A 24,284-nucleotide genomic window follows, 5' to 3' on the forward strand; every position below is an offset into this window, starting at 1 on the left:
AGAAATCAATCCAGGATGGTAAAGAACTTATATTTTATATTTGGTGTGTAGGCAGAGGAATCTTCATATGCCCAATATCTCATTCGGCTATTGTACGTATTGGCATTTACTAAAGGCATTCCATAGGCATCTTTCCCCGTCACCATTGTATTATGATTGAATCGGCCATCCCCTTCAAAATCGTAGCAAATAACATCTCCTAACAATAATTGATCGGGACTGCTGACCTCTTTAGCCCTTAACCCATTCATTGAGTTTGCCAAATATAATCTTAAGGAGTGGGCCATCGTCCAGCTATAGCTCCAATTACTATTTTGCAGCCACCAGCCGCTAGCACGGTTCGGGTATCCCCGCATCGGGGCGCCGCCGGCACGAAGACATTGTGAAATATAATTGGTACAATTATTCTCAAATTTCTTATAAGCAGGATTATAACTATTCCACCAGCGTTCCGCATACTGCACGGCCTTTAAGCGGTCATATTGATAGCTTGCACGATCCACCAAATCTTCCGTTTCGATGGGGATATCCGGATGATTTTCTCTATTTTGAACAGGTGTGATTTCTTCATCTGAGATCACTTCCCCATTATAGAGCTTAGCAAGCCTCATTTCAGTCTCTTCCTCAAGATAAAGCGAACCTTTTTGTTTAATGAGATATTGAAAATGGGCTATATAATGAACGGTTTCGTCCTTCCCCTTTTCAATTTTTTCTATTATATTGCCCGCAGCTTTTACTTTCACGATTTCTGCAGACCGATTGGATAACGAGGCCAACTTTCTTTCTGTTTTAGGATACAAATTCCTCTGCCCCTCTGTATCCGAAACAAATTGATGAATTCTTTTTTCAAAAAGCTCTTGAAGTGATCTCTGCATCCTTCTTCTCTCCTTTCCCTTCATACATATGTGGGAAGAAGAAATTTCAATCAAAAAAAAGAGGGAATCCACGTGGATTCCCTCTTTTTACCTATTCATTAAACGTAATGCTTTTTCTATTTCCTGTTGAACTTCAATATCTCTTTCAGTTTTTTTGGCATCCTCAAGTGCAGCCATTGCCCTCTCCCCGCCAATTTTACCAAGTGTCCATGCGGCAGTTCCTTTCAATACTGGACTTTTCTCATTTTGCAAAACCTCAACTAAATCAGAAACGGCCGTTTCATCTTTAAAATGGGCTAGGGCAATCATCGCATTGCGCTGGATTGGCTTTTTCCCGCGCCAGGACCCTGCTAAATGGCCAAATTTATTTTTAAACTCCCGATTGCTGATTTTTAAAATCGGGGTTAATAATGGTTTTTCAACCTCGGGATTCGATTCCATTTCTTCATGAAAGTGAAAGTCTTTGCCTTTATTTACGGGACAGGCAGTTTGGCAGGAATCACAGCCGTATACCCGATTCCCAATCTTCTCCCTAAATTCATCCGGTATTAGACCCTTTGTCTGTGTTAAAAACGAGATACAACGCTGGGCATTGATTTGACCCCCTTGGACCAAGGCACCGGTAGGACAGGCCTCAAGACATTTTGTACATGTTCCGCATTGGTCTTCTATTGGGGTATCCGGTTCAAATGGGATACTGGTTATCAGTTCTCCTAAATATACATAAGAGCCGAATTCAGGAGTAATCACCGCACAGTTTTTTCCGCTCCAGCCAATCCCCGCCCTCTCGGCAACGGCCCGGTCTGAAAGTTCTCCCGTGTCAACCATGGATTTAAGACGGGCAGCTGGAACCTTTTCGAGGATAAATTCTTCAAGTTTTTTTAGACGTTCACGGAGTATATGATGATAATCCATCCCCCAGGAAGCTCTTGAAAAAATTCCTCTTCGCTCGCCTTTCTTACTCAACAGCCTAAATTTCATTTTTGATGGATAGGCTAAAGCAATTGAAATGATTGATCGCGGTTCGTCAAGGAGCAGCGAAGGATTGACACGTTTTTCTAAATCCGGTTCTTCAAAGCCAGATTGGAAACCTAGTTCCTGCTGGCGCAATAATCTGTTTCTAAGTTCAGTAAATGGTTCAGCAGTGGTAAAACCAATTTTATCAATTCCAATTTCCATACTGTAGGCGATTAGTTCTTCTTTCAGTTTTTTAACATCCATTTTCAAACCCTCCTTTCTCTATTTGTACATCTATATCAAGCGCCGTTTATTATTTTTTCACACCTAAATATGATAAACTATTCTCAACAAATTTTGGAGGTTAAAAGCTTGGAAATTCAATTGTCATCAAGTTTGCTGGAAAAAGCCCCCGATTTTAAGGTGGGAGTCATTGAATACGAGAATATCACTGTCGGGGATTCCCCGCAAATGGTAAAAGGCCGTCTTCAGCTTTTTCAAGAGTCGATTTATTTTGAACTGGAAAATAAGAATGTTACGGAATTACCGGGAATTCAGGAATGGCGGAGTGTGTTTAAAAAGACAGGGAAGGATCCGAACCGTTATCGTCACTCAGCTGAAGCATTGTATCGAAGAGTTCAAAAACAAAATTACCTGGTGCCGATGCAGAGTGCGATTGATCTTAATAATTTTTTCTCACTTCAGTACCAGGTACCGATTGGGATTTATGATATGACTAAACTGAAGGGTTCTGTGATGATTCGTCTAGGCACTGAGGGGGAAGAATATCGGGGGTTAAATGGCAGGATGAATTCGTTAGAGCATTTAATTGTATCTTCTGACCAACTGGGACCGTTTGGCAGCCCTTTTGTCGACTCAGACCGGACACCGGTAACCGAAGAAACAAAACATGCACTGCAAATTGTATATTTAAGGCCTTCTACTGATTCGGAAAATGCCAAAAAGCTTACGGAGTCGTTAATGAATATGTTTGTTCAAGTACATGGCGGAGATGCTTCATATCGCATTATAGGATGCTGATAAAGGCATTCTTTTTTTGGGCAAAATAAAAAAACGCAACGCATCGTTCTCTTTGAAACGATACACTACGTTAGTCACAGTTTGGAGCGGGTGATGGGAATCGAACCCACTACATCAGCTTGGAAGGCTGAGGTTTTACCAGTAAACTACACCCGCAATTAATTATTTTGTTAAATTTTATTTTAAACATTTAACCGCATTTGTTGCTTGAACGCTTTTATCAACTGACGTTTATTATAATACACAATTTTCACTTTTTCGTCAAGGTTTTTTGCGAAAATTGTCGATTTTTTAGATTGATTTTTGGTAGTAGTGGATCATCAGGTGTAAAAAAGGCTAATTAGATAATAAATGCTGGTCATGGGAGCACTTAGGGCTCTTGTTAGTGACCGCGATCGCTCTTTTTTCTTCTTAATGGGCACTTAGAGCCCTTGTTAGTGACCGCGATCGCTCTTTTTTCTTCTTAATGGGCACTTAGAGCCCTTGTCAGTGACCGCAATCGCTCCTTTTTCTTCTTCACGGGCACTTAGAGCCCTTGTTAGTGACCACGACCACTCCTTTTTCTTCCTCACGGGCACTTAGAGCCCTTGTCAGTGACCGCGACCACTCCTTTTTCTTCTTCTTGGACACTTAGAGCCCTTATCAGTGACCGCGATCGCTCTTTTTTCTTATTCTTGGACACTTAGAGCCCTTGTTAGTGACCGCGATCGCTCCTTTTTCTTCTTCACGGGCACTTAGAGCCCTTGTCAGTGACCGCGACCACTCTTTTTTCTTCTTCACGGGCACTTAGAGCCCTTATCACTGACCGCGATCGCTCTTTTTTCTTCTTCACGGGCACTTAGGTCAAACTTTTGGTAGAAAAAATCTCTTTGAGTGAAGTAAGTTCATCAAAATTTAATTTTCTCATTCACCCACCCAATAATATCCCCAACCACTTCATCTCTATTAATCTCATTTAAAATCTCATGCCTGGCATCCTCATAAAATTTATAAGTAACATCAAGAATTCCAGCATTTTTAAATGCTTGATAGGTTTTTAACACACCTTTTGTATTTCCCCCAACCGGATCCATGCTCCCGGAGATCAAATAAATGGGCAACTCTTTCGGGACCTGCTCAATATTGGCTGCTTTATTAATCGTGTCAAGACCCCCAAGCAAGTCATGAAAAAATCCTGATGAAAAGATACCGCCACATTGAGGGTCTTCAATATACAGATCTACTTCTCTTTCATTCCTGCTTAACCAATCAAATTCCGTCCGATTCGGCCGAAAGCTCTTATTGTAGTTACCAAATGTTAGATTATTTAATAACGGACTTGGAGTTCTTCTTCCTGTTTTCTTTATTTCCCTAGCAGCAATCATTCTGCCAATCTTCCCCATGATCCCGGGGTCGCCTCCCGTACCTGACAAAATTACTCCAGCAATCCGATTACCGTGCAATTGAATATATCGACGTGATAAAAATGATCCCATGCTATGCCCAAATAATATAATGGGGCTATCTGGATACTCCTTTTCAATCATAGTGGTAAGTGTAAACATATCCTCAACCACGTTTTCAAAGCCTTGTATATCTGAGAAATAGCCTGAACTTTTATTTAAAATGGCGGTTCTTCCATGCCCACGATGATCATTACCAAAAACAACAATGTTTTTTGAAACCAGGTTCTCAGCTAGTAAGCTATAGCGTTGAATATGCTCCGCCATCCCATGTGCAATTTGAACAATTGCCCGTGGCTTTTCCTCTTCCTCTCCCATCCATTTGCTAACGTGAATTTTTGTACCATCATTTGTTTCAAAGAAAAAAGCAGATTGTTCAACCACAAAACTCACTCCTTTTCCACAACAGATTAAAGAACATATCATGAATATATTTTAGTACATTAAGCAAGCCAACGAATGCTCCACTTGTTAAATAAATATTGACTCTGTAATAAGATAAAAAAATCATTACAGATTCCTTTATTATACAAACTCCATATAATGTAGTAACCATTTTGAAAAAGAGAATGATATTTAATACGATTCTGCTGATAAAAGGAAATTCCTCTTTCGAATGGGTATTTCCTTGAATCTAGTAAATTAAAGAAAGGATATTTTAGTGTTGAAAAAATTAGATAAGTATGTTTCTTTGACCTTTGATGATGGACCTTCCCCATATACATTTTATATTTTGGATATTTTAAAACGAAACCATGTCCCCGCAACATTCTTTGTTGTTGGATCTGAGGCGAAAAAATTCCCAGGATTAATACAGCGCATTCACTCGGAAGGACATGTAATTGGAAATCATACTTGGAGCCATCCTAATATAACGACCCTTTCCAAAAATCAAATCATAAATGAAATTCAATCTACAAATAACCAGATCGAAAAGTTAATCGGAACTTCTCCAATTCTATTTCGCGCTCCCTATGGTGCAATAGGTAATAAAACTGAAGCTATTATAAAAAAATTGGGGATGACTTCAGTATTATGGAATGTAGATAGTCAGGATTGGTATGAGGATTCCCCTCTTGCCATAGAACAGCATGTTATTTCAGATATACAAACAAATAGTCTTATCGTGATGCATGATGGGGATCAATATGGCAGTGGGCCCCGGGATCAAACTATAGAGGCTTTGAACCACATTATTCAATATTTAAAAAATAATGATTATCAGTTTATAACCGTTCCGAAGTATCTTAAATTATGATGTAAATTTTAAGATATATGATATTTTAATAAGGAAATAATTAGACAATAGACCTTTTTGATGGGAAATTGACACCTGGTACTAATAGTTGATATAATTCCGATGAAAGAAAAGTATTAACCTTATTGCACTAGTATTTTCTTGAATAGAAGGATTGTTACCCTATGAACATAGTCAATGAAAAAGAAAAAACTCATACTGAAATACTTTCAGTTTTATCCAACTATCACGATGTCATTGTATCAATGGGCAATGGAGAACCTGATTATATTTTATCTGCGATTGATGAAAATCCAAATGCCTTTACCTCTTTAAGGATTCATCAGATTTTAGAAATGAAAAATCGGCAATATATCCAGGGGGAATTTCCAAATATCCGCTATGTATCTTATTTTATGAACGGATTTGCCAGAAAGGCATATTTAAATGGAAAATGCGATTTAATGCCGAATCATTTTCATCAAATGCCGCAATTACTTGAAAGTGTTACAGAAAATCCAGTTATTGTTTGTCAAACCTCACCGATGGACCAAGATGGTTATTTTTCATTAGGGACAGAAGCCGATTATACTGCCCATTTTATTGGTAAAGCCTCGTTTGTAATTCAAGTAAATGAATTTGTGCCACGAACAAATGGTGAAAACAAAATTCATATTTCACAAGTTGAAGCTTTAATTTTTCACAATCAGCCATTACATGAGCTGCCGGAAATACCAATAAGAGATATTGATCAAAAAATTGCTGAAAATATTGCAGAAAGAATTGACCATGGTTCTACCTTACAAGTGGGGATTGGGGGAATTCCAAATGCAGTTGTCGGCATGCTGCGGAACCACCGAAACCTAGGCATCCATACGGAAATGCTGACTGATGGGATCTATGATTTAGTTCAGCAGGGCGTTATTACAGGCACAGAAAAAAAGACGTATCGAGAAAAAATTGTCGCCACCTTTGCCTTGGGCTCAAAACAATTATATGATTTCATAGATAATAATCAGAATATTGAAATTATATCTGTCGATAAAGTTAATGACCCACGGATTATCGCCAAAGAAGATAATATGATTGCAATTAATGCAACAACTGAGGTTGATTTCTACGGTCAATGTGCCTCTGAAACCGTTGCTGGAAAATACTATAGCTCAACAGGCGGACAAGCAGACTTTGGAACAGGTGTCCGATTCGCTAAAAACGGTAAAGGATTTATTTGTCTATAATCAACCGCCAAAAATGATACCATTTCCAGAATCCGGCCGACATTGGCTCCCGGATCGGTTGTAACCACTTCAAAAAACGATGTCGATTATGTCGTCACTGAATATGGAATTACCCAATTAAAAGGAAAATCCATCATTGAAAGAACCAAATCACTCATTGAAATCGCACATCCGAAATTCAGAGAAGAACTAACATTTGAAGCCAAGAAATTGGGGTTTCTAATATAATGAAATCCTGAGACTATGGACGCTAAAGAGTGCAATTCTTCATATAGAATTGCACTTTTTTATGAGGTCAATCTATCTTCCACAACATTTTTTGTACTTTTTCCCGCTTCCGCATGGACATGGATCATTTCTACCTATTTTCTCGTTTGTTTTGCTTTCACTATGTTTTGGGCTCGTTACGAGTTCTGGTTGCAATGATTGTTCCCTTAGCTCTATTGGTGTATAGCCTTTCAAAAACCATTGTTTTGTGTTATTCATCAAATAAACCACTTGATCCATTACCGCTTGGATCATTTCCAAACTTTCAAATTCAAGGACACTTCCTAAATATTGCATGACCTGATTAGGACCCTCACCAATTCGAGTCGCATAGACACACTCTTCAACAAAGCTATCAGCAGTCTTGCGGTCCATATCATAATTTTGCGTAAGGAACTCGACAAACTTTAAATAGATTTGATTCCTTTCAACAAATCCGGCTTCCCCCGCTTTGAACAGTTGTTTTTTAGTAAAAGGATAAAAAGACAGACTTTCTCTCGAACGATGTTCCTGTTTCACTCTTTTTGGATCAAACACTCTTCGATTAGAGAAGCCCTCGTTATCGATAGTAATTTCTTTATGATAGGAATTGGCGTCATAAATGACTTCCAGATATTCCTCTAAACGAAACGGTTCTTTCGTATAGGTTTCCAGCATATCTGATAGTTGTGCAGTACTTAATGTTCCATAATAGTAACAAAGACCGTATGTAAGTTTGATCCACTCAGTATTACGATTGATGATAGCTGTTAATTTTTTATCCTCTGCAATCATTAGGATGGAATCGATTAGTTCAGCTGGTATAGCCAATACTCTTTTTCCTTGAAAGGTTCCTGTAAAAATCAAACCCCTATCACGAAAATATTCGACTTGATGTGGTTCCAGAATTGGTGCAATCATATACCCGCCATTATGCGCAATTTTTGTTAGTAATCTGAAACGTTCCGCATCAAATGGAAGGCAAATCTGTTCGAGCGATTTAGGGATCATTTCTAGTAACACTGAAATGAGTTCGGCTTTTTTTAAACTGCTGACGCCTTTTAAATCTAAACTTTTTCTAATGTCATCTAACTCGGCCTTCGTCAATTTACCTAGTTGTTCTTGTAAAGTTAGAGGAACATTTATTTTGCCCCAGTGTTTTTGATCCTGTTTTTCCTCCAGATCTTCTTTCATTTTATTCAATCCAGCCAAAGCATTAAGAAGGCCTTTTTCTAATTCTTTATCAATCACTTTGTTGCTCAAAAAACTCCCTACTTTCTATAACTCGCTTCATCTATACATAATTGTAATATATACGAAGAATATAATGTCTTCAACGGGGATCTGGAGCATCATTCCTTTTTTCATACGGTCTAAATTACCTACGGAGATGCAGAATTGATTGTCATTTGAAGACAATATGTTTATGTTTGCATTCATACAGGGAAGATTTTTAAGCCCGATTATTCGTCCATTTCTGCTTTGTGCTTGATTGACTTCAATTTCCTATCCCAATCATTTGCCAGGTTCACCATCCATTGTGCAGTCGATTCCAGTTGTTGCGTGCAGACCGTATAACGCATCTCACGGCCTACGCGATCACAAGATACTAGCCTAGCCTTCTCAAGAACTGACAAATGTTTGACTACCGCTTGGCGGGATATCGTTACTTGAGTAGCTAATGTCGTTGCAGAGGCTTCTCCGTAAGCCGCGAGGATATCGAGCAACTGGCGACGAGTGGGATCAGCGAGTGCCGCCAAAACTTTTTCGTCGTGTTCCTTTTCCATATTCATACCTACGACTTTTCAGCACGTTGGCGTAAGTAGTCAAATTGCTGCTTCCATCCTTCAGTATTTTCTCTAAAAAACTTCATTCGTTCATCATTTGTTGTAGTTAATTTAGCAAAACCACTCTCAACTACACGTAGCACAGTTCCGTCATCTTTAGCAGACAAAGTAAATTCAACCAATGTGGAATTACCTTCTCTTGGCTCCTCACCAGGAAAGGAGCTTGCCCATCGACATGCTAAATAGTTTGGGTGATCCATTCGTTCAATCAGCACTGGGAAGTTGCCGAACCTAGTCTCCGCGACCACACGTTTACCATCAACATGAACACGATTCGGACCTGGTGCATCGCCCACCCACCAGGCTGGCTCGCTAACTAACGACCAAACTTTTTCCAATGGGGCGGCAATGAATATCTCTTTTTCGATTCGATCATTTTCCATCTCACAATTCCTCCTCAATTTAATCTGCAACCACATGGTAGCACATTTAATTTTTACATGCAACTAACTGGTTGCACCACTGTCGATATTTTGCTATTAAACATAGGGGGATTAAATATTTCAACAAGGTTTATCACTCTTCACTTGCCGTTAGATCGAGTGTAAATTCACTTGGAATCGCTCTTTCGGCAGAAGGCGATACGGTGAATGGTTTAGACTTAAGTACAGGTTTTTGTTTCTCATAATACGTATCATTTTCTCCTATGGTCAGTAATGATTCATTTTCCCAGTTTTTGAGAATCCCAACAATATAGTTCAGCCTTCGTTTGTTATTGGCACATGCAATATTCATAGCCTTTAAAATCATCTCTTTTGGCTGTAAAAAGCTAGAATCATCTAACCAAGATAACAGCTGATGTTTTGCATTTACGTTTGTAAAGCCAAATCCATTAGAGTCCCAAAACTCAACAATTTCTTTCACATCTTCTGTTTTTTGATTGCTCTGTAAGAGAGCTTCTATGTTTGGATGAATTTCTATATTGGGATAGAAAGCTTGTTGTTGTTTTTCTTTTTCTTGTTGTTTTTCTTTTTCTTTTTCTTTTTCTTTTTCTTTTTGTTTTTCTTTTTGCCCACGTTTCGTATGACGTTGCGGTAACGTATCGTCCAATTCTGTATATTCCGTTATATATGTATCATTTTCATCTTGAACTAAATCTTTGCTGTCGAAAAACAACTCTGTTTGTTTATCAAAAGATTCATATAGGCTGCCCACAAAAAAAACACTCAAAAATGCTGATTAAACAACATTCGTGAATGTTTTACTTAGCTTTAAAAACAGATATATCAAACCATAAAAGCAGAAATATTATAATAGGCACCGACATTACAAGAAAAACAAAGTAACAAAATCATTCTGCTACTTCATATATTAAAAATCCATATCTATAACTTCTTTAATCGTCCCAGTAACTTGATCACCTTCAATTAATTGCCCTTCCTTCAAATCGTTCACTTCTTTAGCAAGTTTCATAGCAGGCTTTATATTATTTGGATTTGCAGGATCAACAGGGTGAAAAGTAATTTCATTTTTAAGTAAGTTGATCTCACTTAATAACTCGCTGCGAAGGGACTTTAACAAGGTTTGGAATTGATCCTTATCTAATTTTTGCTCACCGAGTTTCGTTACAAAATCCCGTAACTCGTTTGCTTGGAGGGACCCCATCCCAATGGGAACAACATCTAGTCGGGATGCAAATTCTTGTTTAAGTAAGTTGATCTTACCTAAAAACTCTTCACGAAGTGTATCTATTAAGAATACTGGCTCTTCTTTTACCAATTTATCCAAATCTTGCTCAACAAGCTTCGTTATATAATCCTCCAGCTCATTTGCCTGTACTTTCTGCTCAAGCAATGAATACGCCTTTGGTGAGATTTTTGCAGTATTTAAAATCAACGTAACACCTTCGTTTTTACTTTCTGATTCCCTATTCATTAATTTAAACACATCCGTTTGGAGATTAGCAGCCGTTAAAAAAAAGTTTGATAGAGCGTAAAATGGCGCAAACATCTGTGCACCCAGATGTGAATACATATTTTGTAATCCGAATGCAGACTCACCAAGAAGATGATCTTTGTTGTTCATCCATTTTCCTCCTCGTATTAAGCGAAAACACTGTTTGATTCATGCCTGCTTAAAATTTCTAGACCATATAAATTTAACTTTCTTGAATCCGGAAGGAATAAATGATTTTGCTCTCTAATTTCAACACCATACCTTGTATCAATCGATTCCTCGATGAATCGTTTAAGGATCCCGGCTATTCCACCTATATAAACATATTTATAGACTTTATCTTTAGGGGATGGGAAAGTGTTTTCAATTTTCGTTAATAAAATTTGCGTATATTCCCTTAATGACTCATGGATTGATTCTGTGAGATCAACCTTTTTACCGCTATTTCCATCCCGTTGCTCCATTTTTGTTTTTTCAATATTATTGATAATGAATTCTTCTAGTGAACGAACATCATCAAAATTCTCGAGTAGCTTTTCACTTCTTAGTTTTTCAATGTGTTTTAAGTAAGAAATGTCAGCGAAGCAGTTCAATGAGTCCCTGCTCTTAGGAGATTGAAGTCCAGCTTGAAGCAAGGCAAGATCAACGGTCCCTCCCCCTAAGTCGACAATTAGGGTTTCATAGTTTTGAAATGAATTCGCTTCCTGACGATCTTGCAAATCAAAATCTTTTTTAATTGCCCAGCGAGCCACTTCGCTTTCAATCCGGCATTTGCTTGTTTCGACGTGAATGGCTACAACTCTTTCAAATCCCGGGGTTAAAATCGCTACTTGGTGCTCCCCTTTAAATCGGCTGGCCATTTTATTTTGCATATCACTGAACTTGTTCGTTTTCTTAAGTAACCAAACTGGAAGCATGGTTGAAAAATAATTAATGTTCACTCGGTTATCTTCTTTGACGTTTCCTTTTAATACATTGTAATAGGCAACTGACGCTAGGAACATCACATAGGGAATCTCAGATTCCGTTTTATCATGAAGCTTGTTGATATGAATGTTTCCTAACGCCTGTTTTTCGGCTGAATCGCCCACCAGATAATATTTCTCTACACCGTCAATCGTAGTTGAAATGAGCATATTTTGAAGCAGGAATTGGGGATCATTAAAAGTAGAAGGAAAGTGGCCGTCTGCCTTTTCCTTCGTTAGTTCTACTACATTTGTAGGAATCTCAAAATAATAACCATCCACAAGGGTTTGAAAAATAGAATTACCAAAATCGACATTTTGACGCTTTATATCCATTATTTCTCCTCTTTTCATGCTTTTTCCTGATAATAAGTATATATTTTTCTCTTCTATTTGTCTAAATATGTTAATAATTTTTTAGATTTTGATAATTTAATATTCGACATTATCATGTAATCCAAAAAAGACATTGGTTTGAATACCAATGTCTTTTTTATTTTATCAAATATATCAAAACGTACCTATTTAATGAATTCCTTTACGGCTTCGATTACTTCATTTGTTGTTTTCATTTGCAAGGCTTTTTCTGCTAAGTCCTTCATTTCTGTTTTAGAAAGTCGAAGAATTTGGGAACGTGCTTTTAGGATGGATGTTGAACTCATTGAGAATTCATCAAGCCCAAGGCCTAAGAGAAGTGGAATGGCTGTTTCGTCTCCTGCCATTTCACCGCACATACCTGCCCATTTGCCTTCAGCATGCGCAGCATCAATAACCATTTTAACTAATCTTAAAATCGACGGACTGTATGGCTGATATAGATAGGAAACACGCTGATTCATACGATCTGCAGCCATTGTATATTGGATTAAATCATTTGTACCTATGCTGAAAAAATCCACTTCTTTAGCAAATTGATCAGCTAAAACAGCAGTAGATGGGATTTCCACCATGATCCCCAGCTCGATTTTTTCTGCTACCTGTTGGCCTTCAGACAATAGCTTTTGCTTTTCTTCTTCAAGAAGTGCTTTTGCCGACCGGAACTCATCAAGTGTGGCAATCATCGGAAACATAATTTTTATATTTCCATAAACACTTGCCCGAAGCAGGGCACGAAGCTGGGTCCGGAACATATCCTGCATTTCTAAGCATAAACGAATCGCCCGAAATCCCAGGAAAGGATTCATTTCCTTAGGCAGTTCTAAATACGGCAGTTCCTTATCTCCGCCGATATCAAGAGTGCGAATCACGACAGGCTTTCCGTCCATACCCACTAATACCGTTTTAAATGCAGCGAATTGCTCCTCTTCTGTTGGAAGCTGAGTGCGCCCCATATATAAAAACTCCGTGCGGTATAAGCCAACACCTTCGCCCCCATTTTCGAGCACTCCCTTGAGATCCTCCGGTTTACCGATATTGGCAACGAGTTCAACATGCTCCCCATCTTTTGTTGTGGTCTGCTCATTGATCAGCTTGGCCCACTCGGCCTTTTGCGCTTCGTAAGCAGCTTTTTTCACGTTATATTTTTTGATTTCCTCTTCTGCTGGATTGACAATTACCTTCCCATCTAAACCATCAAGAATAACAACATCACCATTTTCAATGTCATCCATGACTGTTTTTGTTCCAACTACTGCTGGAATTTCCATGGAACGAGCCATAATAGCTGAATGGGAGGTGCGGCCGCCGATATTTGTTGTAAACCCCTTAACAAACTGACGGTTTAATTGAGCAGTATCAGAAGGTGTTAAATCCTCTGCAATAATAATAACCTCTTCAGAAATCAAACTTGGGTTTGGGATTGTCACCCCTAATAGATGCGACAATATCCGCTTGGCCACATCGCGAATGTCGGCAGCCCGTTCTTTCATATATTCGTTATCTAATGCTTCAAACATAGATACGAACATGTTTACCACTTCTTGTAATGCAAACTCTGCATTGAAAAGTTCAGTTTGTATTTTATCATTGATTTGATTAATAAGTTCAGGATCATTTAGAACAAGCAAGTGGGCTTCAAAAATTTCTGCCTTATCGTCGCCCAATGTCTTTAAGGTATGCTCTTTGATTTTCACAAGCTCTCCCTTAGATGATTCAAGCGCCTGTTCAAAGCGTTTTACTTCGTGATCAACATTTGTTACCGCATTTTTTTCTACTTTCAACTCTGGATTTTCTAAGCGGAAGGCTTTTGCGATCGCAATCCCGCTTGATGCAGCAATTCCTGAAATCTCTTTTGTTAAAACTTCTTTCGTAATCATACTGCGAGCCCTGCACTTTTTAGTGTGTCTTCTAATAAACTTAATGCTTCTTTTTCATCAGAGCCTTCAGCCGATACTTTGATGACTGCATCTTTTGGAATCCCTAAAGACATAACACCCATAATGGATTGTAAGTTCACTGATTTGCCGTTGTATTCTAACGTGATTTGAGCATTAAATTTGCTCGCTGCTGATACTAGCATTGTTGCTGGGCGTGCATGGATTCCTGTTTCATCAATAATAGTGAATGTTTTGTTTACCATATTAACAAGCTCCTCTTAGTTTTAGATTATGAATTATTTTCCCCATGCCATCTTATAGCTTCTTTCACGGGATTGACAGTTCAGTAAATTGTGGAGTTTTGACTAAAGAATGCTCTGATTTCATCAATCGACTCTAATTCCTTTAAACTGTCAAGGTTGTTTTTTTCGCTGAACAATTCAGTTAACTGCGAAAGTGCCTTAAGATGGGTTGTATTATCAGTCGCCGCAATACAAAACAGCAATCGAACAGGATAATCCTTGTTGTTTAAAAAGTAAACCGGTTTTTTAAGCTTTAAAAGGCTCATTCCAATCCGATTAACTCCCTGTTCAGGACGGGCATGCGGGATTGCTACTTCCGGACCAATGACAACATATGGACCTAATGTTTCTATATTTTCAATCATCGCCTCAATATAGGATGCTTCAATCGTCCCGTTCATCAGAAGGGGGTTTGCAGCTGCTTTTATAGCCTCTTTCCAATCAAAAACCTCTTCCATCACCTGAATGGTTTCTGCTTGTAATAGATCTTCTAATAATGGCTGTTTCCCCTTATATGCATTTACTTTTTTATAAAAAGTTAAGTGACCTAATTCCCGCTTTAACCCTTCTTCATCGTAAATAGTAGTGAACTTCCCAATGAGTTGAATCAGTTCTTTGAGGGAAATATCGTGATATTGAGTACCAAAAAGCAGATGATAAACTTCGTTGACTAAATTATGCTTTTCATTTGGTGTCATAATTGGCTTCACGTAAAAACATGGAAGATTCGTCTCCAGCCTTACTGTCGAAAATACTAGATCATAATGGTCAAATTCACCCTCCTGAAATTCCCGTAATGATAAGGTTTTTTCAACCATAATCTCTGAGAAAAGTGATTCCAGCTGGTGCTTTACCATTAATGACGAACTAATGCCGCTCGGACAAACCACGATGGCTTTCTTCTTTTCCGGCATCGCCTGCTTTGGTTTTTCTAACATAGCTCCAAAGTGGATTGTGATAAAACCTATTTCCTCCTCAGGGATAGTGATTTTCAACAATGTTCCCATCGGATGGAGTATTTCCTTCACAATCATGTATAGCTCTTTATGCTCACTCTTAATTTGATTAAGAAGGGGATTTTCAACCGGAATCCGATATTTCATACGAAAATAGGCTGGCTTAAAATGCTGATACAACGTATGGACAACTTCATCCTTTTTTTCAAAAACAATGCAGGCCTTGGTCTCAAAATCAAAGACAAGCTGTTGACAAAGTTTAAATAGTAAATCCTGCTCACTGTTGGATGCAGAATATTTTCCAAAAGACAAACCAAGAAATTGGATCGTTAAGTAACATAACTCCGACTCCTCATCCTCTAATTGGAGAAGTTGGCTTAACATTAAGGCCACCTTATGCATCGGATCTTTTTTTAATAAAGCCATTTCATCTGAGTGAAATTGGACAAACTTTTTTCCCTGCCGCCGGTAATAATAAAAAATTAAAAAATTGGCTAATTGATGTAAACGCTCTTCTACAAAATTAAGTGAAAACTGCTTTTCAATTTGTTTAAGAATGTTTAGGATTTCTCGATAATCAATTTTTCCAATTTCTCCCTTAAATAAATAATCCAACAGCTTTTCAAAATAGGGGACTTGGATCAGGCGGGATATGTAGTACATAACAAGAGCTCTTTTATCGAACTCTGTACCGATCAGATGATAGCCAGATTTGCGTGAATACCGGATTTCCACCAAGAAAGGCTGATTCATCTTATTTGCCTTTTTCAAATCGGAAATAACCGTGTTCTTACTAACTTGTAAAAGCTGAGTAAGATGAAAGGATGAAATTGCATCACTTCGCTTAAATAAATAAAGGTAGATAACTGCCAAGCGTTCTTCTTCGGTAAAAACGAAATCCTGTTTATGGCGATTTGACTCATTATCGCGAAAATACTCCACCACAGCATCAGGCACCACAATATAATGGGTACCTTTGTATTGGATTGTGGGAAGATCACTCTCCTTTAACCATTGATTCACTTTATCCAAGTCATAGGATATTTGACGTTTGGTTAATTGAGTTGCATCCATAATCTGATTCATCTTGATACTCTTCACTTTTAAAAGATAATCCAATAAAAGCAAAGGGCGTTTATCAATCATCATTGGCTTATCCTCCTATTAACATCATAATATCAACCGCTTACATTTTGTTAACCAATTGGGAACAAATGATGTGCGTGTATACTTACAAAATTGCGCTGTACTTCAAATGAGTCAATTCATTAATTTAATATAGACAATTCAAAAAATAACATGAACTGTAACAAGCGCACAAATTTTTCTTCAATAAAGTTTTCAAACAAAAAAGCCGATTTCCAAAATATTTTAAGGAATCGGCTTTTTTGATTTGTCTTCTTCAACATTTTTTGAATTTTTCCCAGCTTTCGCATGTACAAGGAGAATTTTTTTCAGGTTTATTTTGTTTAGAGAATATAAGATTTGATACTAATGATCCCTTTCCCTAACCATTCTATTCCTTTTTGTTTCATCCACAATAGTTTTTAAATCATTCCCTGATGGATTCTGAAATAATCGAAGTCCAAACTCTGGTGCTACCGCAAAAAGGTGGTCAAAGATATCTGCTTGAACCGTTTCGTACACTTCCCATCTTACATCATTTACAAATGCATATATTTCGATTGGCAGCCCATATTCGCTGGGTGATAACGGTCTAACCATTAAGCTCATATCTTGATTAATTCTCGGATGATTTTGAAGGTAATTATAGATGTACGCCCTAAATACACCAATATTCGTTAGGGATCTTCCATTTACTGGATTCCCCCTGTTAATTCCATTCCTAGTATTGTATTCTACAATTTCACGTTCCCTATTGATAATATATTCCGAAAGATAGTGGATATTTTTAAAATTCTCCACCATCGCCTCGGTACAAAATGAAATACAATTTATATCGATAAATAAAGAACGCTTAATCCGTCGACCTCCAGAGTTTTGCATCCCTCTCCAATTTATAAAAGAATCGGATATAAGGGCATAGCTTGGTATCATCGTAATCGTTTTATCCCAATTTTGTACCTTTACTGTATTTAAAGAAATATCTAGAATGTCTCCATCTGCCCCATACTTAGGCATTTGAATCCAGTCACCAACCCGAACCATATCATTTGCAGCCAACTGAATCCCTGCAACAAGTCCTAATAACGAATCTTTAAAAACCAACAAGAGTACAGCGGAGAGAGCACCAATCCCACTTAGAAGGATAAGTGGGCTTTCCCCCATCATATTCGCGATAACCAAGATGACACCAAGTGTTATGACAATTATTTTTACTACCTGAATATATCCTTTAATCGGCTTACCTTTAGATATTTCAAAGGATTGATAAATATCATTAATCGCATTTAATAAAGAATTTATCACCATTAATCCCACAATGATTAAATAGGCAATGGCACTCTTTTTAATTAAAAACTGATAGGTTGGAAAGGTTGAAGAGCTGTGGTAAATAATGATTGCAGGAATAATATGAGATAGCTTATGAAAAACCTTCCTTTCCAAAAGCATATTATCCCATTGTAATTTGTTATTTGTCACGATATAAGTGATGATCCTGATTACTACCTTTTTCGTGATTAAATTCGCAGTAATACAGATAATCACTATTATAAGAAACATTATAAAAATAGAAAGATACCTAGCTAAGGCAGGGGCTATATCAAATTCTAAAAGCTGTTTACGAATGAAATCCATATCTTTCCCTCCATTTAGTCTATTTTAGCACTTATGCTGTGATTATTACCTACAACCCAGCCCGCCCTAGCCTTTTAATGGCAACTTTTATTTCTTCTTCAGACAAAGTAGCATAACCAAGTAAAATATGTAAAATTAACAGGATTTAAAATAGGAATCATCACCAATAGATGGTTCCCATTTTTATCCTATTGTATTTCTATAAAAAGCTTTAAACACTTTACATGATTTATTCCTCAAAATCAGTTTTACCACTTATACTAAAATTAATAATATTAGCAATGTATCTATTATTTTAGGCAAATGTTTCTTCCTTGCATCGCCAAAAATAGGTCCAAAATAGGTTTCACCCTTATATGCTTTCTTCTTTCATTTTTTATATAAAAATATAAATTTCGCAGGTAAAGATTCTGGTAAAAGCTGATTTCCAAAGCCTTACTTTATATCAAGTCTTTTAAAAAAAACATAGCTAACCTTGTCATATTCCATCTTGTCTTCATAAAAACGATGTGCTTCTCCACGTTGTAAGCCGGATGAAAGTGAGACAATCCTAAAGCCATTTTCTTTTGCCCATTGATGTACAAAATTTAAAAGTTTTTTGCCATAGCCTTTCGAACGATTTTCTACATCTGTCACTAAATCGCAGACCCAAATGGACCGACCATTATATAACGTAATCATGGGCATAAATCCTGTTACAGCCACAATTTTTTCGTTTTCATATAAGGCTGCTAATTGATACCCTTCTTTTTCCACTGCTTCCTGAACCAATTGCAGAAAGCTATTTTCATCTAAATGCGTCCGAAGCTGTTTCATTACTGGAAAAGCTTCTTTCCATTCCTTTGGATTTTTCAATACCTTTATTTTTGTGCTAGTCATTTTCTCCCAACTCTCTAAAGGATCCCTTTAAACAATATTTAATCACAATCTGGTATAATCAAAAGTGCCAGTTTTAACAAAGTTAATGGTACCAGAAATAATCTGGAGGGAAAATCATGATTGAGATAACACCCGTTTTGGATAACCGAATAGATAAACCGTTGTATTTACAGTTAGCCGACTATATAAAAGAAGAAATCTCATCAGGAAGAATCAAACCGAAAGAGAAATTACCGTCAAAAAGAAATTTATCGAATTATCTTGGTTTAAGCCTTAACACCGTTCAGTCAGCCTATGATCAATTGTGCGCTGAGGGATATTTAGAAAGTAAACCCCGAAAAGGGCTATTTGTTACTCCATTTGAAGATGACCTATTCTCAAACCAGGATTATCCTCAAAAAATAGAGGTAATCAGTGATCATATACCACAAGAAAGTGCTAAAATTGATTTCAATTCAGGCCAAGTGGATTTAGCAAACTTTCCAAATGCCGCATGGCGGAAAATGACGATCCAATCTTTGGATCAAGGAGAGTTGTTCTATAATGGAAATCCGCAAGGCGAACTGTTACTCCGTGAAGAAATTGCAAAGTATTTATTTGCCTCCAGGGGGGTAAAATGTTCTGCCCAGCAAATTATCATTGGAGCTGGGACCCAGTTTTTAATCGGATTATTGTGTATGTTACTAGGAAAAAACCAAACTTACGGACTGGAGAATCCCGGATTTCATCGAACGAAAACAGTTCTACAAGATTTCGGAGCCAACATGATTTTTATACCGCTTGATGAAGATGGACTAAATATACAGGAACTGAATAACAGTCATGCTAGTGTTGCTTATGTGACTCCCTCTCATCAATTTCCTTATGGGATGGTAATGCCCATATCACGAAGGATGGAATTGTTAAAATGGGCGGAGGAAAAGAATGGTTATATCATTGAAGATGATTATGACGGTGAATATCGCTATAAAGGAAAACCGATTCCTTCGTTGCAAGGGTTGGATCAAAAAAGGCGGGTAATCTATTTAGGGACTTTTTCCAAGTCTTTAATACCGTCTATCCGAATAACCTATCTCGTTTTACCGCCGATTTTGCTAAAGAGGTATCACGACCGCTACACCATATATAAGCAAACCGCCTCCCGACTGCATCAGGATACCCTTTATCGTTTTATGAGTGAAGGGTATTGGCAAAGTCATTTAAATAAAATGAGAACCCTTTACCGCAAGAAGCATGCTGTTTTAATGCAGTCGATTAAACATTATTTACGGGACAACGTGCTAGTCATCGGTGAAAATTCCGGGCTTCATATTGTCTTGGAAGTAAAAAACGGGATGGGGGAAGAGCTGTTAATCAGAAATGCCTTAAAGGTTGGGGTAAAAGTATATCCCTTATCAACCTATTATTATCATGCTAAAGGAAGCTTTGGTTCTCGCGTCCTACTCGGTTTTGGAGGATTATCCGAATCTGAAATTGAAACAGGAATTCGGTTATTAAAAGAGGCATGGGAGCTTTAGAGGATCGGATTTTAGGCTTCGGATCGAACAAGATTTACTCATTTCTTGTCCTTCCGAACATGCCTTTGTATAAATAGCATTTATAAATAAATCCGACGCCCTTTGGAATGGGCGTCGGATATTATCTCCTACTCTAAATGGAATCCTTTGCTTTCAACAAATTCCCGCATATGAATTCTTCTCTTGTTTTTCATAAAGTGAGCCATAGATTCAGTCCAGTTGGTTTGTTTGTTATTGGTAGAGCGCTGCTGATAGTAGGTATTCATCGTTTGATCATACTCGTCAAGCAAACTTTCATATTTCTCCGCATTATATTGATTTTCGTGGACAATCGCGTCTAGCGGCAGTCTTGGTTTTACCTCGTTCCTTTCAGCAGGAACCCCTAAGCATAATCCAAATAGCGGAAAAACTTTGTCAGGAAGCCCAACAAGCTTGCTAATAGGTTCAGGATTATTCCGCACACCACCGATATAGCAGCCTCCATAACCTAATGATTCCGCAGCCGTGATGACATTCTGGGCAATAAGAGCGGTATCAATGATCGCGACCATAAAATTTTCCAAATTATCGTGTTCAATGGCGATCCCATGCTTCCTTCCAGCCACTTCTAGGCGTTTTAAGTCAGCGCAGAATAAGAAGAAATCGGAAGCGTGGCTTATATGCTGATTTTTGGAGAGATCAGCGATTTGATCCTTCTTTTCTTTGTCTGTGACATGAATGATGGAATAAGCTTGGACAAAATGAGAGGTTGCCGCACCTTGTCCTGATTGAAGGATTTCCACCAGGTGATCTTTTGGAATAGGTTCCGCCGAATACTTGCGAACAGAGACATGGTTTTGCATTACTTTGATTGTTTCTGAAAATGCATTCGTATTTTTCATCTAAAATCATCCTTTAACATTTTCTTAGCTTTATTATAACTTATTGGAAATGAATAGTTCCCTTTCCTGCTCTTCCTTTTATATTAAGACACACTTTCCATCTTGCTATAAAGCACCATTTACTTAAAATAAAAGGCTCTTTTCTCAAGGATTGTTGTTTTTATAATAGGTTTTGATAAGGTAAACTGTTGGTAAAGAAGGTTGATTGGAACGGAAGGTGCGAAACTCCTGCGGGAGCAGCGGGACAGGTGAGACCCCACAGGAGCAAAGCGACGAGGAGGCTCACCGCCCGCCCCGCGGAAAGCGAGCATCCCTACGTTCCAATCAACCAATTGTTCATTAACAACAAACTTTACGAAAACAGCCAAATAAAAACACTCACAAACAATGATATAACTGTTTTGTGAGTGTTTTATAAATTAAGTCGTTTTAAATTTAAAATTACCTGTGGCCGGGTTCGAACAGAATCCTTAAGGAAATCCGGTTGATCACAACATTCGAATCAATAGATGTTCAAAGAATTTTTTCATAATCTATAAGAGTTAAGTATTCATTAATAATTTGTTCTCCTGTTTTTTTATAACCTAATTTTTCATAAAAATGACGGTTCCGTTGATTGTCCTTTGGTGTATCTAGTGACCACTTTTTCACTTCAGGGTATCGATATTCTAACTGGCGTAATACTTTTGAACCCAGTCCATTATTTTGATACTCTGAACCAAGGAAAATTCGATATAAATAATTATGGTTGTCAGCTCGCTTTACTATGCAGATTCCCCCTGCTAGTTTGTCATCAACATAAATGGAAAAATGCGAAGTTGTAAGCATTCTAAAAACAAAGTTATTCCATGATTCCGTTGCGGGACTTAAATGATAATCCTTATATTTGATTATATCTGAATGAAATGCTTCTATTTGAATCCTTAACAACTCATTTGCCTCTTCATATTTTGATGAAACGATCTTAAAATCCAATTTCCCCACCTCTTAAAAGGATTTTTTTCATTATATGAACATCTGCAAAAAGTGTTTAGATTCATCATAAAGATCTGCAGTAAGACCCCATAAAGAATTGGAAAAATAAGAAGATCATGATATTTTCTATAAATCATAATGGAGGCAAATAAAAAAACGTTTCTTACACTTTGTAAGAAACGTTTTTTTTCCTCGCATTGGCAAGCGAGGCCTGTATACCGGTGGTCGGGGTCGAACCGACACTCCTCACGGAACACGATTTTGAGTCGTGCGCGTCTGCCAATTCCGCCACACCGGCGTGTATAAAATTTTTAAAATGGTGCCGAGGACCGGAATCGAACCGGTACGGTAGTCACCTACCGCAGGATTTTAAGTCCTGTGCGTCTGCCAGTTCCGCCACCCCGGCGAGTCTAACAAATTGGAGGCGGCAACCGGATTCGAACCGGTGGATAAAGGTTTTGCAGACCTTGGCCTTACCACTTGGCTATGCCGCCGTATATAATTGGAGCGGAAGACGGGATTCGAACCCGCGACCCCCACCTTGGCAAGGTGGTGTTCTACCACTGAACTACTTCCGCAAATTGGCTGGGCTAGCTGGATTTGAACCAACGCATGTCGCAGTCAAAGTGCGATGCCTTACCGCTTGGCTATAGCCCAATAGTATAATAAATTCAATATTTATTCTACAAAATTTAATGGGGCGACTGATGGGAATCGAACCCACGAATGTCGGAACCACAATCCGATGCGTTAACCACTTCGCCACAATCGCCATAATAAAAATAATTGGCAGGGGTAGTAGGAATCGAACCCACACTGAAGGTTTTGGAGACCTTAGTTCTACCTTTAAACTATACCCCTAAAATGGTGGAGGGGGACGGATTCGAACCGCCGAACCCTGAGGGAGCGGATTTACAGTCCGCCGCGTTTAGCCACTTCGCTACCCCTCCACAGTTGGAAGAAATTTTGTCAGCTTGTAATGCCGACGACAGTTGCTCTACCAATTGAGCTACATCGGCTCAAAAAATAAATGGTGGCTCAGGACGGAATCGAACCGCCGACACAAGGATTTTCAGTCCTTTGCTCTACCGACTGAGCTACTGAGCCACAAATATGGCGGTCTGGACGGGACTCGAACCCGCGACCTCCTGCGTGACAGGCAGGCATTCTAACCAACTGAACTACCAGACCAAATTGCGGAGGCAGGATTTGAACCTGCGACCTTCGGGTTATGAGCCCGACGAGCTACCAGACTGCTCCACCCCGCGATAATAAAAGACTTTATGGTGGAGGATGACGGGATCGAACCGCCGACCCTCTGCTTGTAAGGCAGATGCTCTCCCAGCTGAGCTAATCCTCCATTAATCAAAATTATTTTCATTAGAGAAATAAATATTTGGTGACCCCTACGGGATTCGAACCCGTGTTACCGCCGTGAAAGGGCGGTGTCTTAACCGCTTGACCAAGGGGCCATATTTGTAAAGTTATAATGGCGGAGAGCAAGGGATTTGAACCCTTGAGACAGGGTTACCCGCCTACACGATTTCCAATCGTGCTCCTTCGGCCACTCGGACAGCTCTCCATTTTTATGGCTCCGCAGGTAGGACTCGAACCTACGACCGATCGGTTAACAGCCGATAGCTCTACCACTGAGCTACTGCGGAATAATTTTATAACAGCCCGGCAATGTCCTACTCTCACAGGGGCAAGGCCCCAACTACCATCGGCGCTGAGAAGCTTAACTTCCGTGTTCGGTATGGGAACGGGTGTGACCTTCTCGCCATTATTACCGGACTATTTATCAGACACTATTTTATTATAATGTCTTTTTTTATTTTTTCAAGAGGGAATTTCAAAAAAATTCATTCCCTCAAAACTAGATAATGCAGAAGAAGTTTTCGTAAAAACGAGATCGCTTTGTATATATGACTTGGTTAAGTCCTCGATCGATTAGTATCAGTCAGCTCCACATGTCACCACGCTTCCACCTCTGACCTATCAACCTGATCATCTTT

General features: G+C 38.4%; 19 protein-coding genes, 16 tRNA genes, 2 rRNA genes and 1 pseudogene. 4 read left to right on the forward strand and 34 right to left on the reverse strand.

Translation table 11 applies throughout. The annotated features are described in order from the left end of the window. Positions 1-5: 5 nt before the first annotated feature. Both BIV60_RS22940 and queG read right to left on the reverse strand, forming a co-directional pair. On the reverse strand, positions 6-875 hold the full coding sequence (locus tag BIV60_RS22940) for an amidase domain-containing protein (protein ID WP_071358046.1): 870 nt from the start codon (positions 873-875) through the stop codon (positions 6-8). A gap of 87 nt (positions 876-962) precedes the next feature. Further along, a complete protein-coding gene (gene queG, locus BIV60_RS22945; RefSeq protein ID WP_071358047.1) occupies positions 963-2,096 on the reverse strand; it encodes a tRNA epoxyqueuosine(34) reductase QueG in 1,134 nt (377 codons plus the stop codon). A 108-nt stretch (positions 2,097-2,204) separates the two neighbouring features. Here queG and BIV60_RS22950 point away from each other — a divergent pair, with 108 nt between their 5' ends. Next, positions 2,205-2,873: a B3/B4 domain-containing protein gene (locus tag BIV60_RS22950; RefSeq protein WP_071358048.1), complete on the forward strand. Its 669-nt coding sequence runs from the start codon at positions 2,205-2,207 to the stop codon at positions 2,871-2,873. A gap of 82 nt (positions 2,874-2,955) precedes the next feature. Here the strand turns inward: BIV60_RS22950 and BIV60_RS22955 are convergent. Both BIV60_RS22955 and BIV60_RS22960 read right to left on the reverse strand, forming a co-directional pair. After that, a tRNA-Gly gene (locus BIV60_RS22955) sits at positions 2,956-3,029 on the reverse strand. A 731-nt stretch (positions 3,030-3,760) separates the two neighbouring features. Next, complete coding sequence (locus BIV60_RS22960) at positions 3,761-4,699, reverse strand: alpha/beta hydrolase (RefSeq protein WP_256218517.1); 939 nt, start codon at positions 4,697-4,699, stop codon at positions 3,761-3,763. 280 nt (positions 4,700-4,979) lie between these two features. Here BIV60_RS22960 and BIV60_RS22965 point away from each other — a divergent pair, with 280 nt between their 5' ends. Further along, entirely contained in the window at positions 4,980-5,573 is a 594-nt protein-coding gene (locus tag BIV60_RS22965) for a polysaccharide deacetylase family protein (RefSeq protein WP_256218518.1), read from the forward strand. Between the two features lie 245 nt (positions 5,574-5,818). Further along, positions 5,819-7,018, forward strand: a pseudogene (locus BIV60_RS22970) (acetyl-CoA hydrolase/transferase family protein). Positions 7,019-7,090: 72 nt separating this feature from the next. Here BIV60_RS22970 and BIV60_RS22975 read toward each other — a convergent pair. The 11 genes from BIV60_RS22975 to BIV60_RS23025 form a co-directional block, all read right to left on the reverse strand. Beyond that, positions 7,091-8,299, reverse strand: coding sequence for an SEC-C metal-binding domain-containing protein (locus BIV60_RS22975; RefSeq protein ID WP_256218519.1), 1,209 nt, complete (start codon positions 8,297-8,299; stop codon positions 7,091-7,093). Between the two features lie 200 nt (positions 8,300-8,499). Next, positions 8,500-8,823 carry an ArsR/SmtB family transcription factor gene (locus BIV60_RS22980; protein WP_071358065.1) on the reverse strand — a complete coding sequence of 108 codons (324 nt, stop codon included), beginning with the start codon at positions 8,821-8,823 and terminating at the stop codon, positions 8,500-8,502. Positions 8,824-8,831: 8 nt separating this feature from the next. Then, entirely contained in the window at positions 8,832-9,266 is a 435-nt protein-coding gene (locus tag BIV60_RS22985; protein ID WP_071358051.1) for an SRPBCC domain-containing protein, read from the reverse strand. A gap of 133 nt (positions 9,267-9,399) precedes the next feature. Continuing rightward, positions 9,400-10,038 carry a DnaD domain protein gene (locus tag BIV60_RS22990; RefSeq protein ID WP_071358052.1) on the reverse strand — a complete coding sequence of 213 codons (639 nt, stop codon included), beginning with the start codon at positions 10,036-10,038 and terminating at the stop codon, positions 9,400-9,402. A 156-nt stretch (positions 10,039-10,194) separates the two neighbouring features. Then, positions 10,195-10,908 (reverse strand): hypothetical protein, encoded by a 714-nt coding sequence (locus BIV60_RS22995; protein WP_071358053.1) that lies wholly within the window; start codon positions 10,906-10,908, stop codon positions 10,195-10,197. A 17-nt stretch (positions 10,909-10,925) separates the two neighbouring features. Then, on the reverse strand, positions 10,926-12,080 hold the full coding sequence (locus BIV60_RS23000; protein WP_071358054.1) for a ParM/StbA family protein: 1,155 nt from the start codon (positions 12,078-12,080) through the stop codon (positions 10,926-10,928). Positions 12,081-12,265: 185 nt separating this feature from the next. Then, positions 12,266-13,999, reverse strand: coding sequence for a phosphoenolpyruvate--protein phosphotransferase (ptsP, locus tag BIV60_RS23005; RefSeq protein WP_071358055.1), 1,734 nt, complete (start codon positions 13,997-13,999; stop codon positions 12,266-12,268). After that, positions 13,996-14,262, reverse strand: coding sequence for a phosphocarrier protein HPr (locus BIV60_RS23010; RefSeq protein ID WP_071358056.1), 267 nt, complete (start codon positions 14,260-14,262; stop codon positions 13,996-13,998). The genes ptsP and BIV60_RS23010 overlap by 4 nt, the downstream gene beginning before the upstream one ends. An 80-nt stretch (positions 14,263-14,342) precedes the next feature. Beyond that, positions 14,343-16,406, reverse strand: a complete 2,064-nt coding sequence (locus BIV60_RS23015; protein ID WP_071358057.1) for a BglG family transcription antiterminator — start codon at positions 16,404-16,406, stop codon at positions 14,343-14,345. Positions 16,407-16,748: 342 nt separating this feature from the next. Further along, positions 16,749-18,017 carry a mechanosensitive ion channel family protein gene (locus BIV60_RS23020; protein WP_071358058.1) on the reverse strand — a complete coding sequence of 423 codons (1,269 nt, stop codon included), beginning with the start codon at positions 18,015-18,017 and terminating at the stop codon, positions 16,749-16,751. A gap of 435 nt (positions 18,018-18,452) precedes the next feature. After that, positions 18,453-18,896, reverse strand: coding sequence for a GNAT family N-acetyltransferase (locus BIV60_RS23025; protein ID WP_071358059.1), 444 nt, complete (start codon positions 18,894-18,896; stop codon positions 18,453-18,455). A gap of 116 nt (positions 18,897-19,012) precedes the next feature. On the opposite strand from BIV60_RS23025, the gene pdxR reads away from it, so the two are divergent. Then, positions 19,013-20,413 (forward strand): MocR-like pyridoxine biosynthesis transcription factor PdxR, encoded by a 1,401-nt coding sequence (gene pdxR / locus BIV60_RS23030; RefSeq protein WP_071358060.1) that lies wholly within the window; start codon positions 19,013-19,015, stop codon positions 20,411-20,413. Between the two features lie 128 nt (positions 20,414-20,541). Here pdxR and nfsA read toward each other — a convergent pair whose 3' ends face one another. From nfsA to BIV60_RS23130, 19 genes are all read right to left on the reverse strand, one after another. Next, positions 20,542-21,294 carry an oxygen-insensitive NADPH nitroreductase gene (gene nfsA / locus BIV60_RS23035; RefSeq protein WP_071358061.1) on the reverse strand — a complete coding sequence of 251 codons (753 nt, stop codon included), beginning with the start codon at positions 21,292-21,294 and terminating at the stop codon, positions 20,542-20,544. A 513-nt stretch (positions 21,295-21,807) separates the two neighbouring features. After that, a complete protein-coding gene (locus BIV60_RS23045) occupies positions 21,808-22,269 on the reverse strand; it encodes a GNAT family N-acetyltransferase (RefSeq protein ID WP_071358063.1) in 462 nt (153 codons plus the stop codon). Between the two features lie 216 nt (positions 22,270-22,485). After that, positions 22,486-22,567 (reverse strand) — tRNA-Leu (locus BIV60_RS23050). Positions 22,568-22,586: 19 nt separating this feature from the next. Continuing rightward, positions 22,587-22,675 (reverse strand) — tRNA-Leu (locus BIV60_RS23055). 13 nt (positions 22,676-22,688) lie between these two features. Beyond that, positions 22,689-22,763 (reverse strand) — tRNA-Cys (locus BIV60_RS23060). Positions 22,764-22,772: 9 nt separating this feature from the next. After that, positions 22,773-22,847, reverse strand: a tRNA-Gly gene (locus BIV60_RS23065). A gap of 4 nt (positions 22,848-22,851) precedes the next feature. Further along, a tRNA-Gln gene (locus tag BIV60_RS23070) sits at positions 22,852-22,926 on the reverse strand. A 39-nt stretch (positions 22,927-22,965) separates the two neighbouring features. Next, positions 22,966-23,041 (reverse strand) — tRNA-His (locus tag BIV60_RS23075). Between the two features lie 15 nt (positions 23,042-23,056). Beyond that, positions 23,057-23,130, reverse strand: a tRNA-Trp gene (locus tag BIV60_RS23080). A gap of 4 nt (positions 23,131-23,134) precedes the next feature. Next, positions 23,135-23,219 (reverse strand) — tRNA-Tyr (locus BIV60_RS23085). A gap of 81 nt (positions 23,220-23,300) precedes the next feature. Beyond that, positions 23,301-23,376, reverse strand: a tRNA-Phe gene (locus BIV60_RS23090). Between the two features lie 7 nt (positions 23,377-23,383). Then, positions 23,384-23,460 (reverse strand) — tRNA-Asp (locus BIV60_RS23095). 3 nt (positions 23,461-23,463) lie between these two features. Continuing rightward, positions 23,464-23,537 (reverse strand) — tRNA-Met (locus BIV60_RS23100). A 16-nt stretch (positions 23,538-23,553) separates the two neighbouring features. Beyond that, positions 23,554-23,629 (reverse strand) — tRNA-Val (locus BIV60_RS23105). A gap of 37 nt (positions 23,630-23,666) precedes the next feature. After that, positions 23,667-23,741, reverse strand: a tRNA-Glu gene (locus BIV60_RS23110). 18 nt (positions 23,742-23,759) lie between these two features. Continuing rightward, positions 23,760-23,851: transfer RNA gene (locus tag BIV60_RS23115), tRNA-Ser, on the reverse strand. Positions 23,852-23,858: 7 nt separating this feature from the next. Beyond that, a tRNA-Asn gene (locus tag BIV60_RS23120) sits at positions 23,859-23,933 on the reverse strand. Positions 23,934-23,947: 14 nt separating this feature from the next. Beyond that, positions 23,948-24,063 (reverse strand): 5S ribosomal RNA (gene rrf / locus BIV60_RS23125). Positions 24,064-24,199: 136 nt separating this feature from the next. Further along, a 23S ribosomal RNA gene (locus BIV60_RS23130) occupies positions 24,200-24,284 on the reverse strand; the annotation flags it as partial.

It is taken from the genome of Bacillus sp. MUM 116 (assembly GCF_001866655.1).
In the GTDB taxonomy this organism is placed as follows: domain Bacteria; phylum Bacillota; class Bacilli; order Bacillales; family Cytobacillaceae; genus Neobacillus.

Coding starts and splice junctions, on each gene's coding strand:
- BIV60_RS22940 (WP_071358046.1), bottom strand. CDS start 875: ATGCAGAGATCACTTCAAGAGCTTTTTGAAAAAAGAATTCATCAATTT.
- queG (WP_071358047.1), bottom strand. CDS start 2,096: ATGGATGTTAAAAAACTGAAAGAAGAACTAATCGCCTACAGTATGGAA.
- BIV60_RS22980 (WP_071358065.1), bottom strand. CDS start 8,823: ATGGAAAAGGAACACGACGAAAAAGTTTTGGCGGCACTCGCTGATCCC.
- BIV60_RS22985 (WP_071358051.1), bottom strand. CDS start 9,266: ATGGAAAATGATCGAATCGAAAAAGAGATATTCATTGCCGCCCCATTG.
- BIV60_RS22995 (WP_071358053.1), bottom strand. CDS start 10,908: ATGAACAACAAAGATCATCTTCTTGGTGAGTCTGCATTCGGATTACAA.
- BIV60_RS23000 (WP_071358054.1), bottom strand. CDS start 12,080: ATGGATATAAAGCGTCAAAATGTCGATTTTGGTAATTCTATTTTTCAA.
- ptsP (WP_071358055.1), bottom strand. CDS start 13,999: ATGATTACGAAAGAAGTTTTAACAAAAGAGATTTCAGGAATTGCTGCA.
- BIV60_RS23010 (WP_071358056.1), bottom strand. CDS start 14,262: ATGGTAAACAAAACATTCACTATTATTGATGAAACAGGAATCCATGCA.
- BIV60_RS23015 (WP_071358057.1), bottom strand. CDS start 16,406: ATGATGATTGATAAACGCCCTTTGCTTTTATTGGATTATCTTTTAAAA.
- BIV60_RS23020 (WP_071358058.1), bottom strand. CDS start 18,017: ATGGATTTCATTCGTAAACAGCTTTTAGAATTTGATATAGCCCCTGCC.
- BIV60_RS23025 (WP_071358059.1), bottom strand. CDS start 18,896: ATGACTAGCACAAAAATAAAGGTATTGAAAAATCCAAAGGAATGGAAA.
- pdxR (WP_071358060.1), top strand. CDS start 19,013: ATGATTGAGATAACACCCGTTTTGGATAACCGAATAGATAAACCGTTG.
- nfsA (WP_071358061.1), bottom strand. CDS start 21,294: ATGAAAAATACGAATGCATTTTCAGAAACAATCAAAGTAATGCAAAAC.